This window comes from Mycobacterium sp. Soil_C_30 (assembly GCF_057656995.1).
On sequence record NZ_JBDGJH010000008.1, the window covers coordinates 113,827 to 131,878 of the forward strand.

Here is an 18,052-nt window from a genome sequence, read left to right on the forward strand (position 1 = left end):
GCTATTCGTCCGAGTGCATCATCGGCCGCAGCCGTGCGGTCTTCTCCTCACTCCAGCCCGGAGGCTGCAGGACCGCCGCCCAGCCGTCGACCACACTCTGCACGTAACGGTGGCCATGCCCGTCGGGCACATCGACGGCCACGGCCATATCCGCCGACACCTGCAGGAACGTCACCACCGGGATCCAGTGCACGCTCGACAGCACGTCGTAACCGCGGCGCTCCTTGAGCCAATCCGGTTCGGAGAACAGCAGATCCGGATTCCACCAGGCGATCGGATCGGAGGCGTGCTGGAGGTACACCACGCGCGGTGTGGCCCACGCTTGATCGGGACGGTTCAGATCCTCGGGGCGTGCGGCGAACCGGACGTTTTCGCCGTTGTCGTAGATCGGTAGCCACTCGGGTGACCCCGGGTCGCGGGTGCGGGTCAGCTCGGTCCACATGGTGTTGTTGAACGTCGGACCGGAGAACAACGCACCATCGGTGCGGGCGATGATGTTGTTGAGGCTCAGGAACGGCGCCTCGCCGCCGAAGGAACCGAGACTCTCGCCGAACACCACCAGCTTGGGCCGCTGCGCCTCCGGCATCTCCCGGATCAGCCCGTCGACGGCCTCGAACAGCGCCTGCCCGGCTTGGCGCGCATTCTCCTTGTCGACCAGGAACGACAGCCAGCTCGGCAGGAACGAGTACTGCATCGACACGATCGCGGTGTCGCCGTTGTACATGTACTCCAAGGCGTCGGCCTCGGCCTCGTTGATCCACCCGGTGCCGGTGGTGGTGGCCACCGCGACGACGGCCCGGTCCAGGCCGCCGGTGCGCTGCAATTCGCGGGCCGCCAGCTCGGCGGTGGCGTAGATGCCGTCGGCGGAGTTCAGCCCCGCATACGCCCGGATCGGTTCGGTGGCGGGTGCCCCGTTGAACTCGCTGAGCTGCGCGACGGTCGGGCCGCTGCCGACGAAATTGCGGCCCTGGTGGCCCAGTGACGACCAGCTGACCAGGGACTCGGGCCCACCCGAACGCAATGTGGTGGCGGGAGCCGGGTTGTCCGGGCTCTCTTCGTTGTTCACGGCTTCGAACGAATTGTTCAGCGTGCTCATGGCGAACCGGACGACGATACCGTTCAGGAGCGCGATGGTCAGCGCCACCAACAGCAGCACCACGACCGTCGCCGAAACCCGCGGCGGCGCAACACGATCCAGCTGGCGGACCAGGAACCGCACCAGCCTGCCGACCAGCTGGCCGAGCTCGACGAACAGGAACAGCACCACGATGCCGATGACCGCCGTCAGAGGATGATCGAGCCGGTCCAGCCGCGGCACCCCCATCAGGTCGCGCACGTCGTCCTGCCAATGGTGGAACCAGATGATCATCAGGATCTGGCCGATGACGCCCACCACGACAAGGGTCAGCCATGCCCACCGGGGAGCCGGCGGACTGGTTTCCTTGGAGCGCATGAACCGCACCAGCCAGACCGTGAAAACTCCGAGGCCGTAACCGATCGCGCCGCACGCACCGCTCACGATGCCCTGGAACAGCGGACCGCGGGGCAGTAGCGACGGGGTGAGCGACAGCCAGATCATGAGCAGGCCGCCGGCCGTGCCGACGAAGGTGTAGTGCCGCACCCACCAGGGCGCCCGAGCGGGTGCGGTGGCCTGTTCTGCCTGGGGTTCTTCAGCCGCGGCCGTGACTGTCACGCATGCACTTTAGCGGTGCGTGAAGTTTGCAGCGCGTTTCTCGGTGAACGCGTTCATACCTTCGGTCTGATCGTCGGTGGCGAACGCCGAGTGGAACAGCCGCCGCTCGTACAGGATGCCTTCGGCCAGGGTGACCTCGAAGGACCGGTTGACGGCCTCCTTGGCCATCCGGGCTGCGGGCAGCGACATCTGGGAGACGGTGGTCGCGACGGCCTTGGCCTCGGTGAGCAGCTCGGCGGCCGGCACCACCCGTGACACCAGCCCGGCGCGGTCGGCTTCCTCGGCGCCGATGGTGCGGCCGGTGAGGATCAGGTCCATGGCCTTGGCCTTGCCGATCGCGCGGGTGAGGCGCTGGCTACCGCCCATTCCGGGCAGGACGCCGAGTTTGATCTCCGGCTGACCGAATTTCGCGGTGTCGGCCGCGATCAGGATGTCGCACATCATCGCCAGCTCGCAGCCCCCGCCCAGGGCGTACCCGGCCACCGCCGCGATGGTCGGGGTGCGGACCGCGGCGAATGCGCCCCAGCCGGCGAAGAAGTCGGAACCGAACATCTCGCCGAACGACTTGTCGGCCATCTCCTTGATGTCCGCGCCGGCGGCGAAGGCCTTCTCGTTGCCGGTCACGATGATGGCGCCGACACCGGGGTCGTTGTCGAGTTCGGCTGCGGCGGTGGTGACTTCGGCCATCACCTGACTGTTGAGCGCGTTGAGCGCCTTGGGCCGGTTCAAGGTGATGGTGGCGACGCGGTCATCGCGCTCGACGAGGATGGTCTCGAAGCTGGACATGGTTCTCCTAGAAACTCAGGTCGGGATCGACGGGCTGGAAGTAGGCGTCGATGTCGGCGTCGGTGACAGCCGCGGAGGACGACGGTGACCACTTGGGGTCGCGGTCCTTGTCGACCAGCTGGGCGCGGATGCCCTCGGCGAAATCGTGGCTGCGCAGCGACGCGCACGAGACGCGGTACTCCTGGATCAGCGCCTCCTCCAGCGTCTCGTGATCGGCGGCCCGGCGGATGGCTTCGCGGGTGACGGCCACCGAGACGGGGGAGCGCCCGGCGATGACGTCGGCGGCGGCGTTGGCCGGCCCGGCGTCGTGGCCGCGCAGACCGGCCACGATCTCGAGCAGCGGCTTGGGGTCCTTGGCGGTGCCGAAGCACTCGTCGATCCAATCCCGTTGCGCGGCAAGGTTGCTGGCCGGAGGCTGCACGGTGTACCGGCTGAGTGCGGCGTCGATACCGTCGGTGGCGATGGCGCTGCTGAACTCGGTCAGCTTGTCATGCGGAACGAAATGGTCGGCGAAACCGAGTTCGATCGCGTCCGCCCCGGTGAACGTCGAACCCGTCAACGCGGCGTAGAGGCCGAGCCCGCCCGGGGTCTGCGCCAGCACGTAGGTGCCGCCGACGTCGGGAATGAAGCCGATGCCGACCTCCGGCATGGCCAGCTTGGTGGTGTCGGTGACCACGCGGACGCTGCCGTGCACACTGAGCCCGACCCCGCCGCCCATCACGATGCCGTCCATCAACGCCACGTAGGGCTTGGGGTAGCGGCCGATCAGCCCGTTGAGCCGGTACTCGTCGTACCAGAACCTGCGGGCCTCGGCGCCGTCCTCGAGGGCGCTGCGCCGCAGTGCCACCACGTCGCCGCCGGCGCACAAGCCGCGCTCGCCCGCACCGTCGAGCACCACCGTCGCGATGGCGTCATCGGCAGCCCAGGCGGTCAGGACCTCGGTGAGGCGGGAGACCATGTTCTGGTTCAGCGAGTTGATGGCCTTCGGCCGGTTCAGCGTCACGAACCCGACGCCGCCGTCGATTCGGGTGAGGATCTCGTCGGTCACGGTGCAATGGTAGGACATCCTAGTAACCCGTGGCCCGGCACCTCGGAACGGCTCCCACAGGTAGCCTCATCACCGAGAAAACACTGAGAATTGACCTTGAAGACGGGAACCGATGGCAGGTTTCTGTTCGTTGAGCCAGTGTTCGTGTAAGACTTCCAGGGACCTCACAGGAAAGGAATCGACGGTGCGGGAATCCAGCAACCCGGTATTCCGCTCGCTGCCCAAGCAGCAGGGCGGGTACGCGACATTTGGCTCCGGTGCTGCCGGCGCCGCGACGGCCCAGGTACATCAGGGCTTTGAGCAGCAGTACTCCACCCCGCCGCAGACCGGTGTCTCGCGGCCTCTGACCATCGACGACGTGGTCACCAAGACCGGCATCACGCTGGTCCTGCTGTCCGCCGTCGCTGCTGTTTCGTATTTCATGGTGGGCTCCAACCCCGGTCTCGCCATGCCGTTCACCCTGGTGGGCGGTCTCGGCGGTCTGGTGCTGGTGCTGATCGCCACCTTCGGCCGCAAGCAGGACAACCCGGCCATCGTGCTCAGCTACGCGGCGCTCGAGGGCCTGTTCCTCGGGGCGGTGTCGTTCCTGCTGACCTTCAACATCCAGGGCGCCAGCGCAGGCGCGCTGATCTCGCAGGCGGTGCTCGGCACCTTCGGCGTGTTCTTCGGCATGTTGGTGGTCTACAAGACCGGCGCCATCCGCGTCACCCCGAAGTTCACCCGGATGCTCGTCGCCGGCATGATCGGTGTGCTCGTCCTGGCGCTGGGCAACTTCGTGTTCGCGATGTTCACCGACGGTGCCGGCCCGCTGCGTGACGGCGGCCCGATCGCCATCATCTTCTCGCTGGTGTGCATCGGGCTGGCGGCGTTCAGCTTCCTGCTCGACTTCGATGCCGCTGACCAGATGATCCGCGCCGGTGCGCCGGAGAAGGCCGCCTGGGGCGTCGCCCTCGGCCTGACCGTCACCCTGGTGTGGCTGTACATCGAGATCCTGCGTCTGCTGAGCTACTTCCAGAACGACTAGCTCCAGACCTAGAGAGGCCCGGTCCCGAAAGGGACCGGGCCTTTTGTATTGCCTTGTATTGCCGCCGAGACTGCTGACAGTGCGGCTTTTGTCGACATCCCGCACTCCCGGCAGTCTCGGCGGGAACGAGTTAGGAGAGGCGCTCCAGGACCATCGCCATGCCCTGCCCGCCGCCGACGCACATGGTCTCCAGGCCGAAGGTCTTGTCGTAGGTCGAGAGGTTGTTCAGCAGCGTCGCGGTGATGCGGGCGCCGGTCATGCCGAACGGGTGGCCCAGCGCGATGGCGCCGCCGGAGACGTTCAGCTTGTCCTCGTCCATCCCGAGCTCGCGGGCCGAGCCCAGCACCTGCACGGCGAACGCCTCGTTGATCTCGTAGAGGTCGATATCGGACAGCGACAACTTCGCGTTGCCCAGTGCCTTCTTGACGGCCTCGATGGGGCCCAGGCCCATGATCTCCGGCGACAGCCCGGACACCCCGGTCGACACCACCCGCGCCAGCGGTGTCAGGCCCAGCTCCTTGGCCTTGACATCGCTCATGATCACCAGTGCCGCCGCGCCGTCGTTCAGCGGGCAGGCGTTGCCGGCGGTGATGGTGCCATTCGGCCGGAACACCGGCTTGAGCTGGCTGATCTTCTCGTACGTGGTGCCGGCCCGGGGGCCGTCATCGGTGGAGACGACGGTGCCGTCGGGCAGCGTCACGGGCGAGATCTCACGCTCGAAGAAGCCGTTCTTGATGGCCTCCTCGGCACGGTTCTGCGACCGCACACCCCAGTGGTCCTGATCCTCGCGGCTGATGCCGGTGAAGTTGGCGACGTTCTCGGCGGTCTGCCCCATCGCGATGTAGACGTCCGGTACCAAGCCGTCGGCGCGCGGGTCGTGCCACTCGTCGGCGCCTGCGGCCTGCTCGGCGGTGCGCTCCTGCGCCTCGTCGAAGAACGGGTTCTTGCTGTTGGGAGCGCCGTCGGCGGCACCGATCCCGAAGCGCGACACCGCCTCCACGCCCGCGGAGATGAACACGTCACCCTCGCCGGCCTTGATGGCATGGAACGCCATCCGCGTGGTCTGCAACGACGATGAGCAGTACCGGTTGACCGTGGTGCCGGGCAGGAAGTCGTATCCCAGCTCGACGGCCACGGCCCGGCCGATGTTGTAGCCGGCCTCACCGGCGGGCTGAGCGCAGCCCATGATCAGGTCGTCGATGTCCTTGGGGTCGAGGGCAGGCACCTTGTCCAACACCGCGCGCACCATCTGGGCGGCCAGGTCATCGGTGCGGATGGAGGCCAGGGATCCTTTGACCGCCCGGCCGATCGGTGACCGTGCGGTGGCGACGATGACGGCTTCAGGCATGGGTGCCTCCTTCACGACTTGAACAAGTGCTTGGTTGCCTCAAACGCTAGCCGCTGTGGCCATAACGGGTGCGGGCACCCCGGTGGTGCGGCGCGGCCACGACCTGGCCAGCATCCGCAGTCGCGTGATCAGCGAGCGGTTCTCGGCGCCGCGCGACTCCCACGGCAGTTCGCCGCTCCACTCGCCGAGCGCGTAGCACAACCCCGGTAACAGCTGCTGGGCCGCGAGGTCATAGCCCGCGGCGGACGGGTGGAAGTGGTCTTCGGAGAACAGCACCTCGGGGGCCTGGTAGAACTCCGGCGAGACCAGGTCGGCGAACGGGACCGGCAGCCCGCCGGCGGCGCGGACCGCCGCGGCCTGCCGCCGCGCGAGGCGCAGCCCGAGGGTGCGGGTGACGAACCGCAGCGGCTGCGGGATCGCGGTGACGACGCCGAAGTCCGGGCAGGTACCCACGACCACCACCGCACCGCTGGCGCGGAGTCGCTTGACGGCGTCCCCGAGACGACGGGCCGAGGCGGCGATGCCGTTGACGGCGGTGATGTCGTTGGCGCCGATCATGATCACGGCGGCATCCGGGGGCGGGCCCGCCACGAACATCGCATCCACCTGGCCGGACAGGCCTTTCGAGGTGGCGCCCACAATTGCCTTGGTGCTCAACCGGATTCGCTTACCCGAGTGTTCGGCCAAACCGCGGGCGATCAGCACGCCGGGCACCTCGTCGGCGTTCTTGCAGCCGTAGCCGGTGGCCGTCGAGTCGCCGAAGATCATCAGGTGGATGTCGAAGGGGACATCGCGTTGCCAGCGCTCGACCGGCCCACCACCGCGGGTGTACACCCCGTCGGCCCGCGGCGGGACATCCCACGATTTCGGGATGACCTCCCGCGCCCGGACGGCCTGACCGCTGAGGAAATTGCGGGCGCCGACCACACTGACAGCCCCGGTCGAACCCACCAACGCGGCAACCGCGAGGGCTGACCGACGCGAGACGCGTGTACCCACGAGCGACAGTTTAGGTGCGAAAGCAACGCGAACATGACCGCCACGAGACCGGAGAATCACGGTCTGATACCAACAGCGGTATCAAAACAGCCTCTTACAACGTTATAAGCGATAGAGATGCCAAGCTAAATAGCCCGGCTACAGGGCAGTCCCATCGCCCCCCGGGAGCACGGCGCTGACAGGCCGCTACAACGACGTAGGGGAGTGTTTGAAATGACTGCACCCAGCAAAGTCGCTGGCGCACCGCGCGCCACCGTCGGCGCCCCGGCCGTCCGCAGGCACCGGAAGTTCCCGGTCAGCGACGGCGCGCCCGTCGAGGTGATCGAGACCGGACCGAGTATTCGAGCCCGCCTCGTGTCGCTGACCTGTCGCATGACGGTCAGACCCACACTCGCCGTGGCCAGTTATGTCCCCAACCTGCCGTGGCCGTGGGGCCTGGTCGATTTCGCCTCGCGCGCCCTGCTGCCACAGGCCGGGACGGTGCGGGCCACCATCGGCCTGCCCAACGCCGACGCCCAGCTGGTCCGTGCACCGGGGGTGTTGCCGGCCGACGGCAAGCGCCGCATCGTGCTCTACATGCACGGCGGGGCGTTTCTGACCTGCGGGGTGAACTCCCACAACCGCATCGTCACCACGCTCTCGCACGCCGCCGATGCGCCCGTGCTGGTGGTCAACTACCGGATGATCCCCAAACACACCATCGGGCAGGCCGTCGACGACTGCCGAGACGCCTACGCCTGGCTGCGGCTGCGCGGCTACGGACCCGACCAGATCGTGCTGGCCGGTGACTCCGCGGGCGGCTATCTGGCGATGGCGCTGTCACAGCGGCTGCAGGCCGAGGGGGAGAAGCCCGCCGCGCTGGTGGCGATCTCCCCGCTGCTGCAGCTGGCCAAGGAGCCCAAACAGGCGCACCCGAACATCAGAACCGATGCGATGTTCCCGCCGAAGGCGTTCGACGCGTTGGTCAGCCTCGTGGCCCGCGCTGCCGCCAGGCACATCGTCGACGGCGAACCCGAACAGGTCTACGAACCCCTCGACCACATCGAGCCAGGCCTGCCCAACACGCTCATTCACGTGTCCGGGTCGGAGGTGCTGTTGCACGACGCCCGGCTGGCGGCGCGCCGGCTGGCCGCCGCGGGCGTGCCGACCGAGGTGCGGGTCTGGCGAGGCCAGGTGCACGATTTCCAGCTGTTTGCGCCCATCGTCCCCGAGGCCAAGCGGTCGCTGCGCCAGATCGGGGAGTACATCCGCGAGGCCACCGGGTAACCACCTCGCCGGGGTAGGCAAAGATGTAGGTATGCGGATCGCGCGGCACATCAGTGAACTCATCGGCAACACCCCGCTGGTCCAGTTGACCTCGGTGGTTCCCGAGGGCGCCGGGACCGTGGTGGCCAAGATCGAGTACCTCAACCCCGGCGGCAGTTCCAAGGACCGCATCGCGGTCAAGATGATCGACGCCGCTGAGGCCGAGGGTCTGCTCAAACCCGGTGGCACCATCGTCGAACCCACCTCCGGAAACACCGGCGTCGGCTTGGCGCTGGTGGCACAGCAGCGGGGCTACAAGTGTGTGTTCGTCTGCCCCGACAAGGTCAGCGAGGACAAACGCAACGTGCTGCGCGCCTACGGCGCCGAAGTGGTCGTCTGCCCCACGGCGGTGGCACCCGACGATCCCGCGTCGTACTACAGCGTTTCCAACCGCCTCGTCGAGGAAATCGAGGGCGCCTGGAAGCCAGACCAGTACTCCAATCCGCACGGCCCCGAGAGTCATTACGAGACAACAGGTCCGGAGATCTGGGCGGACACCGACGGTAAGGTCACCCACTTCGTCGCGGGTGTCGGCACAGGTGGCACCATCACCGGAGCCGGCCGCTACCTCAAAGAGGTTTCCGACGGAGCCGTCAAGGTCGTCGGCGCCGACCCGGAGGGATCGGTGTACTCCGGCGGCACGGGCCGCCCCTACCTGGTGGAGGGCGTCGGAGAGGACTTCTGGCCCAGCGCCTACGACCCCTCGATTCCGGATCAGATCATCGCCGTCTCCGACGCCGACTCGTTCGACATGACGCGCCGGCTGGCGCGCGAAGAAGCCATGCTCGTCGGCGGTTCCTGCGGTATGGCCGTGGTGGCCGCCATCGAGGTGGCCAAACAGGCCGGCCCGGATTCGCTGGTCGTCGTGTTGCTGCCCGACGGGGGCCGCGGCTACATGTCGAAGATCTTCAACGACAACTGGATGTCGTCCTATGGCTTCCTGCGCAGCCGCCTCGACGGTTCCACCGAAGAGGTGACCGTCGGTGATCTACTGCGCGGCAAGTCCGGCGCACTGCCGGATCTGGTGCACACCCATCCGTCGGAAACGGTGCGTGACGCCATCGGAATTCTGCGCGAATACGGCGTTTCGCAGATGCCGGTGGTCGGCGCCGAGCCACCGGTGATGGCAGGCGAAGTGGCGGGCAGTGTTTCCGAACGCGAGCTGCTGTCCGCGGTATTCGAAGGCCGCGCCAAATTGGCCGACGCGGTCGCCCAGCACATGAGCCCGGCTTTGCCATTGGTGGGCGCCGGCGAATTGGTGAGCGCAGCCGCCAAAGACCTGCGTGAATTCGATGCCGTCATGGTGGTCGAAGACGGCAAACCCGTCGGCGTACTGACCCGCAGTGACCTGCTGGGATACCTCTCCGACGGGTCGGCGCGCCGATAGCCGCCCACACCGGGAAAACCGGGTTGGCGGCAGTGGTCAACCGGGCTGTGGCAAAGAATGGCGGCACCCTTCCCGGCCACCGTGAATTCATAACGGTTGCGCTGAATGTCAGCGCGATGAAGTTTGCATTTTGCCGCGCTGTCATGGGCACTCCTCGGGTACTGTAAGGCCGCTCGAATGCAGCTAGCGGTACCCGTGACTGGAAGGCGTCATGACCGAACAACCGCCAGGCCCGCCGCCCGGCAACCATCCGCCTCCGTCATCCAGTGGCGGATTCCCGCCGCCGGGCAGTTTCCCTCCCGGATATCCGCCGCCGGGGGCGTACCCGCCCCCGGGTTACGGGTTCCCGCCGTTCCCCGGTAGCGGTATCGGCCCGCTGCCGACGTCGGCGTACACCCCGTGGATCACCCGGGTGCTCGCCTTCCTGATCGACTACATCCCGTATCTGGTCATCATCGCCATCGGTTGGGGCGTGTTGATGGGAACCCAAGAGTGCGTTGACTTCTCCGACACCGGGTTGGGCGAGATCCTCGGCGAGTCCTACAACAACCAGGTGTGCGGCGCCTCCACCATCGGGCAGACAGCGGTGACACTGGCCGGTCTGATGGGGTTGGCCTACGTGCTGTGGAATTACGGCTACCGGCAGGGCACCACCGGCTCGAGCATCGGCAAGTCGATCATGAAGTTCAAGGTCGTCAGCGAAAAGACCGGGCAGCCACTGGGTTTCGGGCTTTCACTGGTTCGGCAGCTGGCGCATCTGGTCGACTCGCTGATCTGCGGTATCGGCTATCTGTTCCCGCTGTGGGACAACAAGCGCCAGACCCTGGCGGACAAGATCATGACCACGGTCTGTCTGCCCCTCTAGATCCTCGACAACTCGACCCGTGCATCCGCGCGGGCCGCAACCGCACCGTCCATACCAAGGAGCGATGATGACCGAGTACCCGCCGCCTCCGCCCGGCAATTACCCGCCGCCCGGCAATTACCCGCCGCCACCGCCTGGGAATTACCCGCCGCCGCCCCCGTCCGGCGGAGGGTATGTGCCGCCGCCACCCGGGGCCTATGCCCCGCAGGCCGGCTTCCCGCAGGTCCTGCCCAAGGACGCGTACACCCCGTGGTTCACCCGGGTGCTGGCCTGGCTCATCGACAGCCTGATCGTCGGTATCCCGGTGGGCATCGCCCAGGGCATCGCCGTGGCAACTGGGGAGAACGAATGCACCACCGACACCGTTGACGGGTACAGCGCCTACTGCACCTCCACTCCGTCGGCCTTCGGCCTGGTCCTGACACTCGTGGTCGGTCTCGCGGCCTTCGTGTTCGTGATCTGGAATTACGGCTACCGGCAGGGCACCACCGGCTCGACCATCGGCAAGTCCGTGATGAAATTCAAAGTGGTGAGCGAGAAGACCTGGCAGCCAATCGGTTTCGGGCTCTCGATCGTGCGGCAGCTGGCGCACATCATCGACGGTCTGATCTGCTACATCGGCTACCTGTTCCCGCTGTGGGACGCCAAACGCCAGACGATCGCCGACAAGATCATGACGACCGTCTGCGTGCCCACCCAACCCAAACCCTGATCCACGGCGGCCTTGCTGCGTTCATTACGCTGGCTGAAATGAGCGAGCAGCGCAGCAAGGCCGACGCCCACCGCTGGCAGGGACTGGCCACCAAGGCCATCCACGCCGGATACCGCCCCGACCCCGCCACCGGGGCCGTCAACGCGCCCATCTATGCGAGTTCGACGTTCGCCCAGGACGGCGTGGGCGGGCTGCGTGGCGGATTCGAATACGCCCGCACCGGAAATCCCACCCGCCAGGCGCTGGAAGCGTCGCTGGCCGCCGTCGAGGACGGCACCTTCGGGCGGGCCTTCAGCTCCGGCATGGCCGCCACCGACTGCGTGCTGCGCGCCGTTCTCCGCCCGGGAGATCACATCGTCATCCCCGATGACGCCTACGGCGGCACCTTCCGGTTGATCGACAAGGTGTTCACCCACTGGGGGATCAGCCACACGCCGGTCGCGCTCGGTGACCTCGCGGCCGTCCGCGCTGCCTGCACCGACAGGACCGCACTGATCTGGGTGGAGACACCCACCAATCCGCTGCTGACGATCGCGGATATCGCCGGGATCGCCGAAGTGGCGCGCGAATTCAAAGCAAAAGTGTTGGTGGACAACACCTTTGCCTCGCCTGCGCTGCAGCAGCCGCTGAGGCTGGGCGCCGATATCGTGCTGCACTCCACCACCAAGTACATCGGCGGGCACTCCGATGTGGTGGGCGGAGCGTTGGTGACCGACGACGAGGAGCTCGACACCGCGTTCGCATTCCTGCAGAACGGCGCCGGAGCGGTCCCCGGTCCCTTCGACGCCTACCTGACCATGCGGGGCCTGAAGACGCTGGCACTGCGGATGCAGCGGCACAGCGAGAACGGTGCCGCGGTCGCCGAGTTCCTGGCCGGCCATCCGGCCGTCAGTTCGGTGCTCTACCCGGGCCTGCCCGGGCATCCCAACCACGAGGTCGCGGCCCGGCAGATGAGCGGATTCGGCGGCATGGTGTCGGTGCGGATGGCCGGAGGAATCGAGGCGGCCCGGGAACTGTGCGCGAGGACCGAGATCTTCATCCTCGCCGAGTCGCTGGGCGGGGTGGAATCGCTGATCGAGCATCCGGGTGCGATGACGCACGCCTCCACCGCCGGTTCGCAGCTCGAGGTACCCGCGGATCTGGTGCGGCTGTCCGTGGGGATCGAAGAGATCGGCGATCTGATCGGCGACCTGGAGCAGGCCCTGGCCTAGCAGAACGGCGCGGATCCCCGGAGGGATCCGCGCCGTCCTCGGAACAGCTCAGGCGTGGTAGGGCTCGGCGCTGACCAGTGTCACCTTGACGGTGTTGCCATTGGGCACCGTGTAGGTGCGGGTCTCGCCGACCTTGGCGTCGATCAGCGCGCCACCGAGCGGTGAGTTGGGGGAGTACACCTCGAGCTTGCCGTCGTTGACGGCCTGCTCCCGGGTGCCGATCAGGAAGGTCTCGGTGTCGGATTCGTCACCGTCGTAGTAGACCTTGACCACCGAACCGGGCAGCGCGACACCGGACTGCTTGGGGGCCTCGCCGACCTTGGCGTTGTTCAGCAGCTCCTGCAGCTGACGGATGCGGGCCTCTTCCTGGCCCTGCTGCTCACGCGCCGCGTGGTAGCCGCCGTTCTCGCGCAGGTCGCCCTCTTCGCGACGGTCGTTGATCTCGGCGGCGATGACGGGACGGTTGGCGATCAACTGGTCCAACTCGGCTTTGAGCCGGTCATAGGACTCTTGGGTCAGCCAGGTCACCTGGGTATCAGTCATCTCGCGCTCCTGTCATCTGTGTTGGTCCGCGATATCCGCGTTGGTCAGTCTCGTGACGGTCGCTGTATGCCGGGAGGCTGCCGAGGGTGTGGTAGCCGCGTGTATTGACATCTCACAGCCGCGGTTACACGCGCTATAGACGCAATACACGGTCCCAGCAGGAACCGTGTATCAAGCGAGCATACCACCGGCGGGCCAGCCGATTTTCACGATTTCGCCGGACGGCGTTGGTTGTGTGGATGCCGTCGGCTAGGGCGCCACCAGGTAGCCGGGCACATTGGTGCCGCAGCCGTAGACGTCCCCCACCGCGGGAGGAAGGCTGGTCTTCACCAACCCGCTGACCTGCACCGTTGCTTGATCTGACGGTTCCACCAGCAGCTCGCGGCGACCCGTCTCGCTGCCGTCACGAGAGCGGCCCCGAATGATGCACACCGCCGCCTGCGACGGGTCGGACCGGGTGACGTTGAAGGTCACTTCCACGGTCTGGTCGTCGATCAACCGGTACGCCACCATCTCGCCGTCGACGTCGGTGCTGTTGATCCGCTGGAACCCGATCACCGCCGCGATGCCGCCGAGCGTCACCACCAGCACTGCCAGCGCGATCACGAGCCAGCGCCGGGACCGCCGCGCTGTCGGTTGGCGGCCGTACCGGGACTCCGGGCGGATCAACGGGCCGTCGGTCAAGGGAGGATCACCGTGCTTTCGGGTCCCGACCGGCGGAATGGAACGATCGGGATGGAAGTATTAAGCATGAGGGGCCGATCGTATCGGCACCCGGAACAACGGCGAGACGAAGGCGAACGGTGACCGAACTGCGGCTGATGGCGGTGCACGCGCATCCGGACGACGAGTCCAGCAAGGGTGCCGCGACTATGGCCAAGTATGCGGCCGAGGGCCATCGGGTCATGGTGGTCTCTCTGACCGGCGGCGAGCGTGGTGACATCCTCAACCCCGCGATGGACCTGCCCGACGTGCACGGCCGTATCCACGAGATCCGGCGCGACGAGATGGCACGCGCCGCCGAGATCCTCGGTATCGAGCACGAGTGGCTGGGCTACATCGACTCCGGCTTGCCCGAGGGCGACCCGCTGCCGCCCCTGCCCGAAGACGCCTTCGCGCTGGTTCCGCTGGAGGAACCCGTCGGCAAGCTGGTGCGGTTGATCCGCGAATTCAAACCGCACGTGATGACCACCTACGACGAGAACGGCGGCTATCCGCATCCGGACCACATCCGCTGCCACGAGGTGTCGGTGGCCGCGTACGAGGCGGCCGGCGACTACCGGCTGTACCCCGAGGCGGGCACGCCGTGGACCATCTCCAAGCTCTACTACAACCACGGTTTCCTGCGGCAGCGGATGCAGGTGCTCCAGGACGAGTTCGCCAAACACGATCAGGAGGGGCCGTTCGCCAAGTGGCTGGAGAACTGGGACCCCGACGACGATCTGTTGTCCAAGCGGGTGACCACCCGGATCGAGTGCTCCGACTACTTCGAAGTGCGGGACAAGGCACTGCTGGCCCATGCCACCCAGATCGATCCGAACAGCTTCTTCTTCACCACGCCCATGGAATGGCAGAAGCGCCTGTGGCCCACCGAGGAGTACGAGCTGGCGCGCAGCCGGGTACCGGTTGACCTGCCCGAAGATGATTTGTTCGCCGGGGTCCAACCGTGAACGAGATCTTCCTCGCCGCGGTGACGCTTCTGGCGGAGGAAGCGCCGCCCCGCAACACCGGACCCGACTTCGGCAAGGCCAGCCCGTTCGGGCTGCTGGTGGTGGTGCTGCTCCTGGTCGGCACCTTTGCGCTGGTGTGGTCGATGAACCGCCACCTCAAGCGGTTGCCGGAGTCCTTCGACCCCGAACATCCCGAACCTGATCAGGCGGTGGACGACGGCACCGTCGACCCCGATCCGGCGGAGACCAGCCCGCCGCCCCGGGAGCCCGGTGGCTAATCAGCTCGCCACGGCGACCAGCCCGTATCTGCGCCAGCATGCCGACAATCCGGTGCACTGGGTGGAATGGTCGCCGCGAGCGCTGGCCGAGGCCGCCCGCCGCGACGTGCCGATCCTGCTGTCGATCGGATACGCGGCGTGCCACTGGTGCCATGTGATGGCACACGAGTCGTTCGAGTCCGACGACGTGGCCGAGGTGATGAACGCCGACTTCGTGTGCATCAAGGTCGACCGGGAAGAACGACCCGACCTCGACGCGGTGTACATGAACGCCACCGTCGCGCTGACCGGGCAGGGTGGCTGGCCGATGACCTGCTTCCTGACCCCGGACGGCAGACCGTTCTTCTGCGGCACCTACTACCCGAAAACCCAGTTCCTGCAACTGCTTGCTGCCGTCACCGACACCTGGCGAAGCCGCCGCGGCGACGTCGAGACCGCCTCGGAACAGATCGCCGGTGAACTGCGCGCCATGTCCGGCGCTGTCCCCGGCGGCGGCCCGGAGATCACCGCGGCGCTGTGTGACCATGCCACGGCGGCGGTACTGGCCGACGAGGACGGCGCCCACGGTGGATTCGGGCAGGCACCCAAGTTTCCGCCGTCGGCTCTGCTGGAGGCGTTGCTGCGCAGTCATGAACGCACCGGTGCCGCGCATGTGCTGGCGGTGGTGCAGCGCGCCGGTGCGGCGATGGCGCGCGGCGGTATCTACGACCAGCTGGCCGGTGGATTTGCCCGCTACAGCGTCGACTCCGCTTGGGTGGTACCGCATTTCGAGAAGATGCTGTACGACAACGCGTTGCTGCTGCGGTTCTATGCGCATTGGGCGCGACGCACCGCTGATCCGCTGGCACTGCGCGTGACGGCCCAGACCGCGGACTTCCTGCTGCGCGATCTGGCCGACGGTGAGCTGTTCATCTCGTCGCTCGACGCCGATGCCGACGGCCAGGAAGGGTCCACCTACGTCTGGACGCCCGCGCAGCTGCGCGAGGTCCTGGGCGACGACGACGGCACTTGGGCGGCAAGGGTTTTCCAGGTGACGGACACCGGGACGTTCGAGCACGGCAGTTCCGTGCTGCAACTGCCCGCCGATGTCGACGACGACCGGTTGCGCCGAGTCGGTGCGGCCCTGCTGGCTGCCCGCGCGCAACGGGTGCAGCCCGCCCGCGACGACAAGATCGTGACGGCCTGGAACGGTTTGGCGATCACGGCGCTGTGCGAGGCCGCGGTGGCGCTGCGACGGCCCGACCTCATCGAGGCTGCGCGGCGGTGTGCGTCGGCGCTGCTGGACCGCCACCTGATCGACGGCCGGCTGCGTCGCACCAGCCTGGGTGGCCGGGTCGGTGACGGCGCGGCGATCCTCGAGGACCACGCCGCCCTGGCCACCGGCCTGCTCGCTGTGTACCAGCTGACCGGGGAGTTCCTGGATGCGGCGCGCGGGCTGATCGACACCGCCCTGCAGCATTTCGCCGGCCCCGACCGGCCCGGCCGGTGGTTCGACACCGCCGACGATGCCGAGACGCTGGTGGTCCGGCCGGGCGACCCGCTGGACGGTGCCACGCCGTCGGGTGCGTCGCTGATCGCCGAAGCCCTGCTGACCGCCGCGCACCTCGTCGGGTCCGACACCTACGCCAACGCCGCCGCGCAGACGCTGCTGGCGCATTCGAAGCTGCTGGCCGCGGCGCCGCGGTCAGCGGGCCATTGGCTGGCCGTGGCCGAAGCCGCGGTGCGCGGGCCGCTGCAGATCGCGGTGGCATGTGAACCGGGCTCGCCGTTGTTGGAGACCGCCCGACGGCTCGCCCCCGGCGGGACGATCGTGGTGGGCGGGCCGGTGGACAGCTCGGAATTGCTGATCGGACGCGACCGGGTGGGCGGACAGGATGCCGCCTACGTGTGCCGCGGCCGGATGTGCGATCTGCCCGTCACGGGCGCGGTGGAACTTGCTGCCGCGCTGGGTGTCTCCGTGTAGCGTGCGGCCCATGAGTCTCGATCCCGCAGCCCTGGTCCAGCGTTACCTCGACACCGTGGTCAGCGGTAGCGCCGAGGACGTCGCCGCGCTGTACGCCGAGGACGCCACGCTCGAAGATCCCGTGGGCGGCGGCGAGGTGCACATCGGCCGTACCGCCATCGCCGGTTTCTACGGGGCCACCGCGGGCGCCGAGGTGAGCACCGAGCTGTTGCAGCTCCGCGTCGGCGGGCACGAGGCCGCGTTCGTGTTCGCGATCACCGTGACGATGGGTGAGACCAAGGTCCGCATCGAACCGATCGAGGTCATGACGTTCAACGGTGCCGGCGAGATCACCTCGATGAAGGCCTATTGGGGCCCGTCGGACATCAAGCAACTGTAGAGAACACCGCGAACCACATCGCGATGTAGTGGCAGATGGCCGCCACGGCGGTGCAGGCGTGGAAGAACTCGTGATGACCGAACGTCGTCGGCCACGGGTTGGGCCACTTCAGGCCGTACAGCACGCCGCCGATGCTGTAGAGCGCGCCACCGACGATCAGCAGCACCACCGCCGCCACTCCGGCGCCGTCCATGATCGGGCCGATGAACCAGGCGGCCACCCATCCCAGCAGCAAGTAGAGCGGCACTCCCACCCACGCGGGCGCCGACGGCCAGAACATCTTCAGGGCCACACCGGCCAGTGCGCCGCCCCAGACGATCCAGAACAGCAGCATGCCCTTTTCCGCGGGCAGTGCCAGTAGTGCGAACGGGGTGTAGCTGCCCGCGATGAAGATGAAGATCATCGAGTGGTCGGCGCGCTTCATCCACTTGCGTGCGGTCGGCGAGTGCCAGTGCACCCGGTGATAGGTCGCACTGACGGCGAACATGGCGACGATGGTGAAGGTGTAGATCAGCGTCGCCAGACCCGCCAGCGTGGACTCCACCGCCCAGGAGACCGACACCAGGGTGGCCCCACAGATGACGGCGACCACCGCCGAGTACAGGTGGATCCAGCCGCGGGCTCGCGGCTTGCCGAGGAACTCGGCGACACCATCGACGATCGCTTCGGGAAAGTCCTCTGCGGTATCCCTGGGGGTGTCACCGTCGGCGGCGCTGCGGGAGTGCCGTTGCGAACCGTCGGTCCCGGTGGGTGCCGTCATCTCATCTCCACTCCCGGCAGCTGCACGGCTGCAGTTGGTCCGGATCGTTCAGGCATCGCTCTGTGCCACAGTAGTCTGGAT

At 67.4% G+C, this 18,052-nt stretch carries 18 protein-coding genes; 10 read left to right on the top strand and 8 right to left on the bottom strand.

Going from position 1 to position 18,052, the window contains the following annotated elements; all coding sequences use genetic code 11:
* Window position 1: 1 nt before the first annotated feature.
* The 3 genes from AC3A6P_RS17060 to AC3A6P_RS17070 are packed head-to-tail and all read right to left on the bottom strand — an operon-like array spanning window position 2 to window position 3,545.
* Window positions 2–1,693: an alpha/beta hydrolase gene (locus tag AC3A6P_RS17060; RefSeq protein WP_487692842.1), complete on the bottom strand. Its 1,692-nt coding sequence runs from the start codon at window positions 1,691–1,693 to the stop codon at window positions 2–4.
* Between the two features lie 9 nt (window positions 1,694–1,702).
* Window positions 1,703–2,479 carry an enoyl-CoA hydratase gene (locus AC3A6P_RS17065; RefSeq protein ID WP_487692843.1) on the bottom strand — a complete coding sequence of 259 codons (777 nt, stop codon included), beginning with the start codon at window positions 2,477–2,479 and terminating at the stop codon, window positions 1,703–1,705.
* A 7-nt stretch (window positions 2,480–2,486) separates the two neighbouring features.
* A complete protein-coding gene (locus AC3A6P_RS17070) occupies window positions 2,487–3,545 on the bottom strand; it encodes an enoyl-CoA hydratase/isomerase family protein (RefSeq protein WP_487692844.1) in 1,059 nt (352 codons plus the stop codon).
* A 166-nt stretch (window positions 3,546–3,711) separates the two neighbouring features.
* Here AC3A6P_RS17070 and AC3A6P_RS17075 point away from each other — a divergent pair, with 166 nt between their 5' ends.
* Window positions 3,712–4,551 carry a Bax inhibitor-1/YccA family protein gene (locus AC3A6P_RS17075; protein ID WP_487692845.1) on the top strand — a complete coding sequence of 280 codons (840 nt, stop codon included), beginning with the start codon at window positions 3,712–3,714 and terminating at the stop codon, window positions 4,549–4,551.
* A 130-nt stretch (window positions 4,552–4,681) separates the two neighbouring features.
* Here the strand turns inward: AC3A6P_RS17075 and AC3A6P_RS17080 are convergent, their stop codons facing one another.
* Together AC3A6P_RS17080 and AC3A6P_RS17085 are read right to left on the bottom strand one after the other, a co-directional pair.
* On the bottom strand, window positions 4,682–5,899 hold the full coding sequence (locus tag AC3A6P_RS17080; RefSeq protein ID WP_487692846.1) for an acetyl-CoA C-acetyltransferase: 1,218 nt from the start codon (window positions 5,897–5,899) through the stop codon (window positions 4,682–4,684).
* Window positions 5,900–5,938: 39 nt separating this feature from the next.
* Window positions 5,939–6,898 (bottom strand): SGNH/GDSL hydrolase family protein, encoded by a 960-nt coding sequence (locus AC3A6P_RS17085; RefSeq protein ID WP_487692847.1) that lies wholly within the window; start codon window positions 6,896–6,898, stop codon window positions 5,939–5,941.
* Between the two features lie 213 nt (window positions 6,899–7,111).
* Between AC3A6P_RS17085 and AC3A6P_RS17090 the strand changes: the two genes are divergently transcribed.
* From AC3A6P_RS17090 to AC3A6P_RS17110, 5 genes are all read left to right on the top strand, one after another.
* Window positions 7,112–8,164: an alpha/beta hydrolase fold domain-containing protein gene (locus tag AC3A6P_RS17090; protein WP_487692848.1), complete on the top strand. Its 1,053-nt coding sequence runs from the start codon at window positions 7,112–7,114 to the stop codon at window positions 8,162–8,164.
* A gap of 31 nt (window positions 8,165–8,195) precedes the next feature.
* The gene (locus AC3A6P_RS17095) at window positions 8,196–9,590 is read left to right on the top strand and encodes a cystathionine beta-synthase (RefSeq protein ID WP_487692849.1); all 1,395 of its coding nucleotides are present in this window, start codon (window positions 8,196–8,198) and stop codon (window positions 9,588–9,590) included.
* A gap of 211 nt (window positions 9,591–9,801) precedes the next feature.
* Window positions 9,802–10,455: an RDD family protein gene (locus AC3A6P_RS17100; RefSeq protein WP_487692850.1), complete on the top strand. Its 654-nt coding sequence runs from the start codon at window positions 9,802–9,804 to the stop codon at window positions 10,453–10,455.
* 64 nt (window positions 10,456–10,519) lie between these two features.
* The gene (locus AC3A6P_RS17105; RefSeq protein ID WP_487692851.1) at window positions 10,520–11,167 is read left to right on the top strand and encodes an RDD family protein; all 648 of its coding nucleotides are present in this window, start codon (window positions 10,520–10,522) and stop codon (window positions 11,165–11,167) included.
* A gap of 38 nt (window positions 11,168–11,205) precedes the next feature.
* Window positions 11,206–12,378, top strand: a complete 1,173-nt coding sequence (locus AC3A6P_RS17110; RefSeq protein ID WP_487692852.1) for a cystathionine gamma-synthase — start codon at window positions 11,206–11,208, stop codon at window positions 12,376–12,378.
* Window positions 12,379–12,426: 48 nt separating this feature from the next.
* Here the strand turns inward: AC3A6P_RS17110 and greA are convergent, their stop codons facing one another.
* Together greA and AC3A6P_RS17120 are read right to left on the bottom strand one after the other, a co-directional pair.
* Window positions 12,427–12,921, bottom strand: coding sequence for a transcription elongation factor GreA (greA, locus tag AC3A6P_RS17115; protein ID WP_487692853.1), 495 nt, complete (start codon window positions 12,919–12,921; stop codon window positions 12,427–12,429).
* A 249-nt stretch (window positions 12,922–13,170) separates the two neighbouring features.
* The gene (locus AC3A6P_RS17120) at window positions 13,171–13,605 is read right to left on the bottom strand and encodes a DUF4307 domain-containing protein (RefSeq protein WP_487692854.1); all 435 of its coding nucleotides are present in this window, start codon (window positions 13,603–13,605) and stop codon (window positions 13,171–13,173) included.
* Window positions 13,606–13,724: 119 nt separating this feature from the next.
* Here AC3A6P_RS17120 and mca point away from each other — a divergent pair, with 119 nt between their 5' ends.
* Genes mca through AC3A6P_RS17140 form a run of 4 tightly spaced genes read left to right on the top strand, consistent with a single transcriptional unit; the run spans window position 13,725 to window position 17,211 of the window.
* Window positions 13,725–14,591, top strand: coding sequence for a mycothiol conjugate amidase Mca (gene mca / locus AC3A6P_RS17125; protein WP_487692855.1), 867 nt, complete (start codon window positions 13,725–13,727; stop codon window positions 14,589–14,591).
* Window positions 14,588–14,869 (top strand): hypothetical protein, encoded by a 282-nt coding sequence (locus AC3A6P_RS17130; protein WP_487692856.1) that lies wholly within the window; start codon window positions 14,588–14,590, stop codon window positions 14,867–14,869. Before mca ends, AC3A6P_RS17130 begins: the two co-directional genes overlap by 4 nt.
* Entirely contained in the window at window positions 14,862–16,832 is a 1,971-nt protein-coding gene (locus tag AC3A6P_RS17135; protein ID WP_487692857.1) for a thioredoxin domain-containing protein, read from the top strand. Before AC3A6P_RS17130 ends, AC3A6P_RS17135 begins: the two co-directional genes overlap by 8 nt.
* A 10-nt stretch (window positions 16,833–16,842) precedes the next feature.
* Window positions 16,843–17,211, top strand: a complete 369-nt coding sequence (locus AC3A6P_RS17140) for a nuclear transport factor 2 family protein (RefSeq protein WP_487692858.1) — start codon at window positions 16,843–16,845, stop codon at window positions 17,209–17,211.
* Here AC3A6P_RS17140 and trhA read toward each other — a convergent pair.
* Window positions 17,198–17,971, bottom strand: a complete 774-nt coding sequence (trhA, locus tag AC3A6P_RS17145; RefSeq protein ID WP_487692859.1) for a PAQR family membrane homeostasis protein TrhA — start codon at window positions 17,969–17,971, stop codon at window positions 17,198–17,200. The genes AC3A6P_RS17140 and trhA overlap by 14 nt on opposite strands.
* Between the last annotated feature and the right edge of the window lie 81 nt (window positions 17,972–18,052).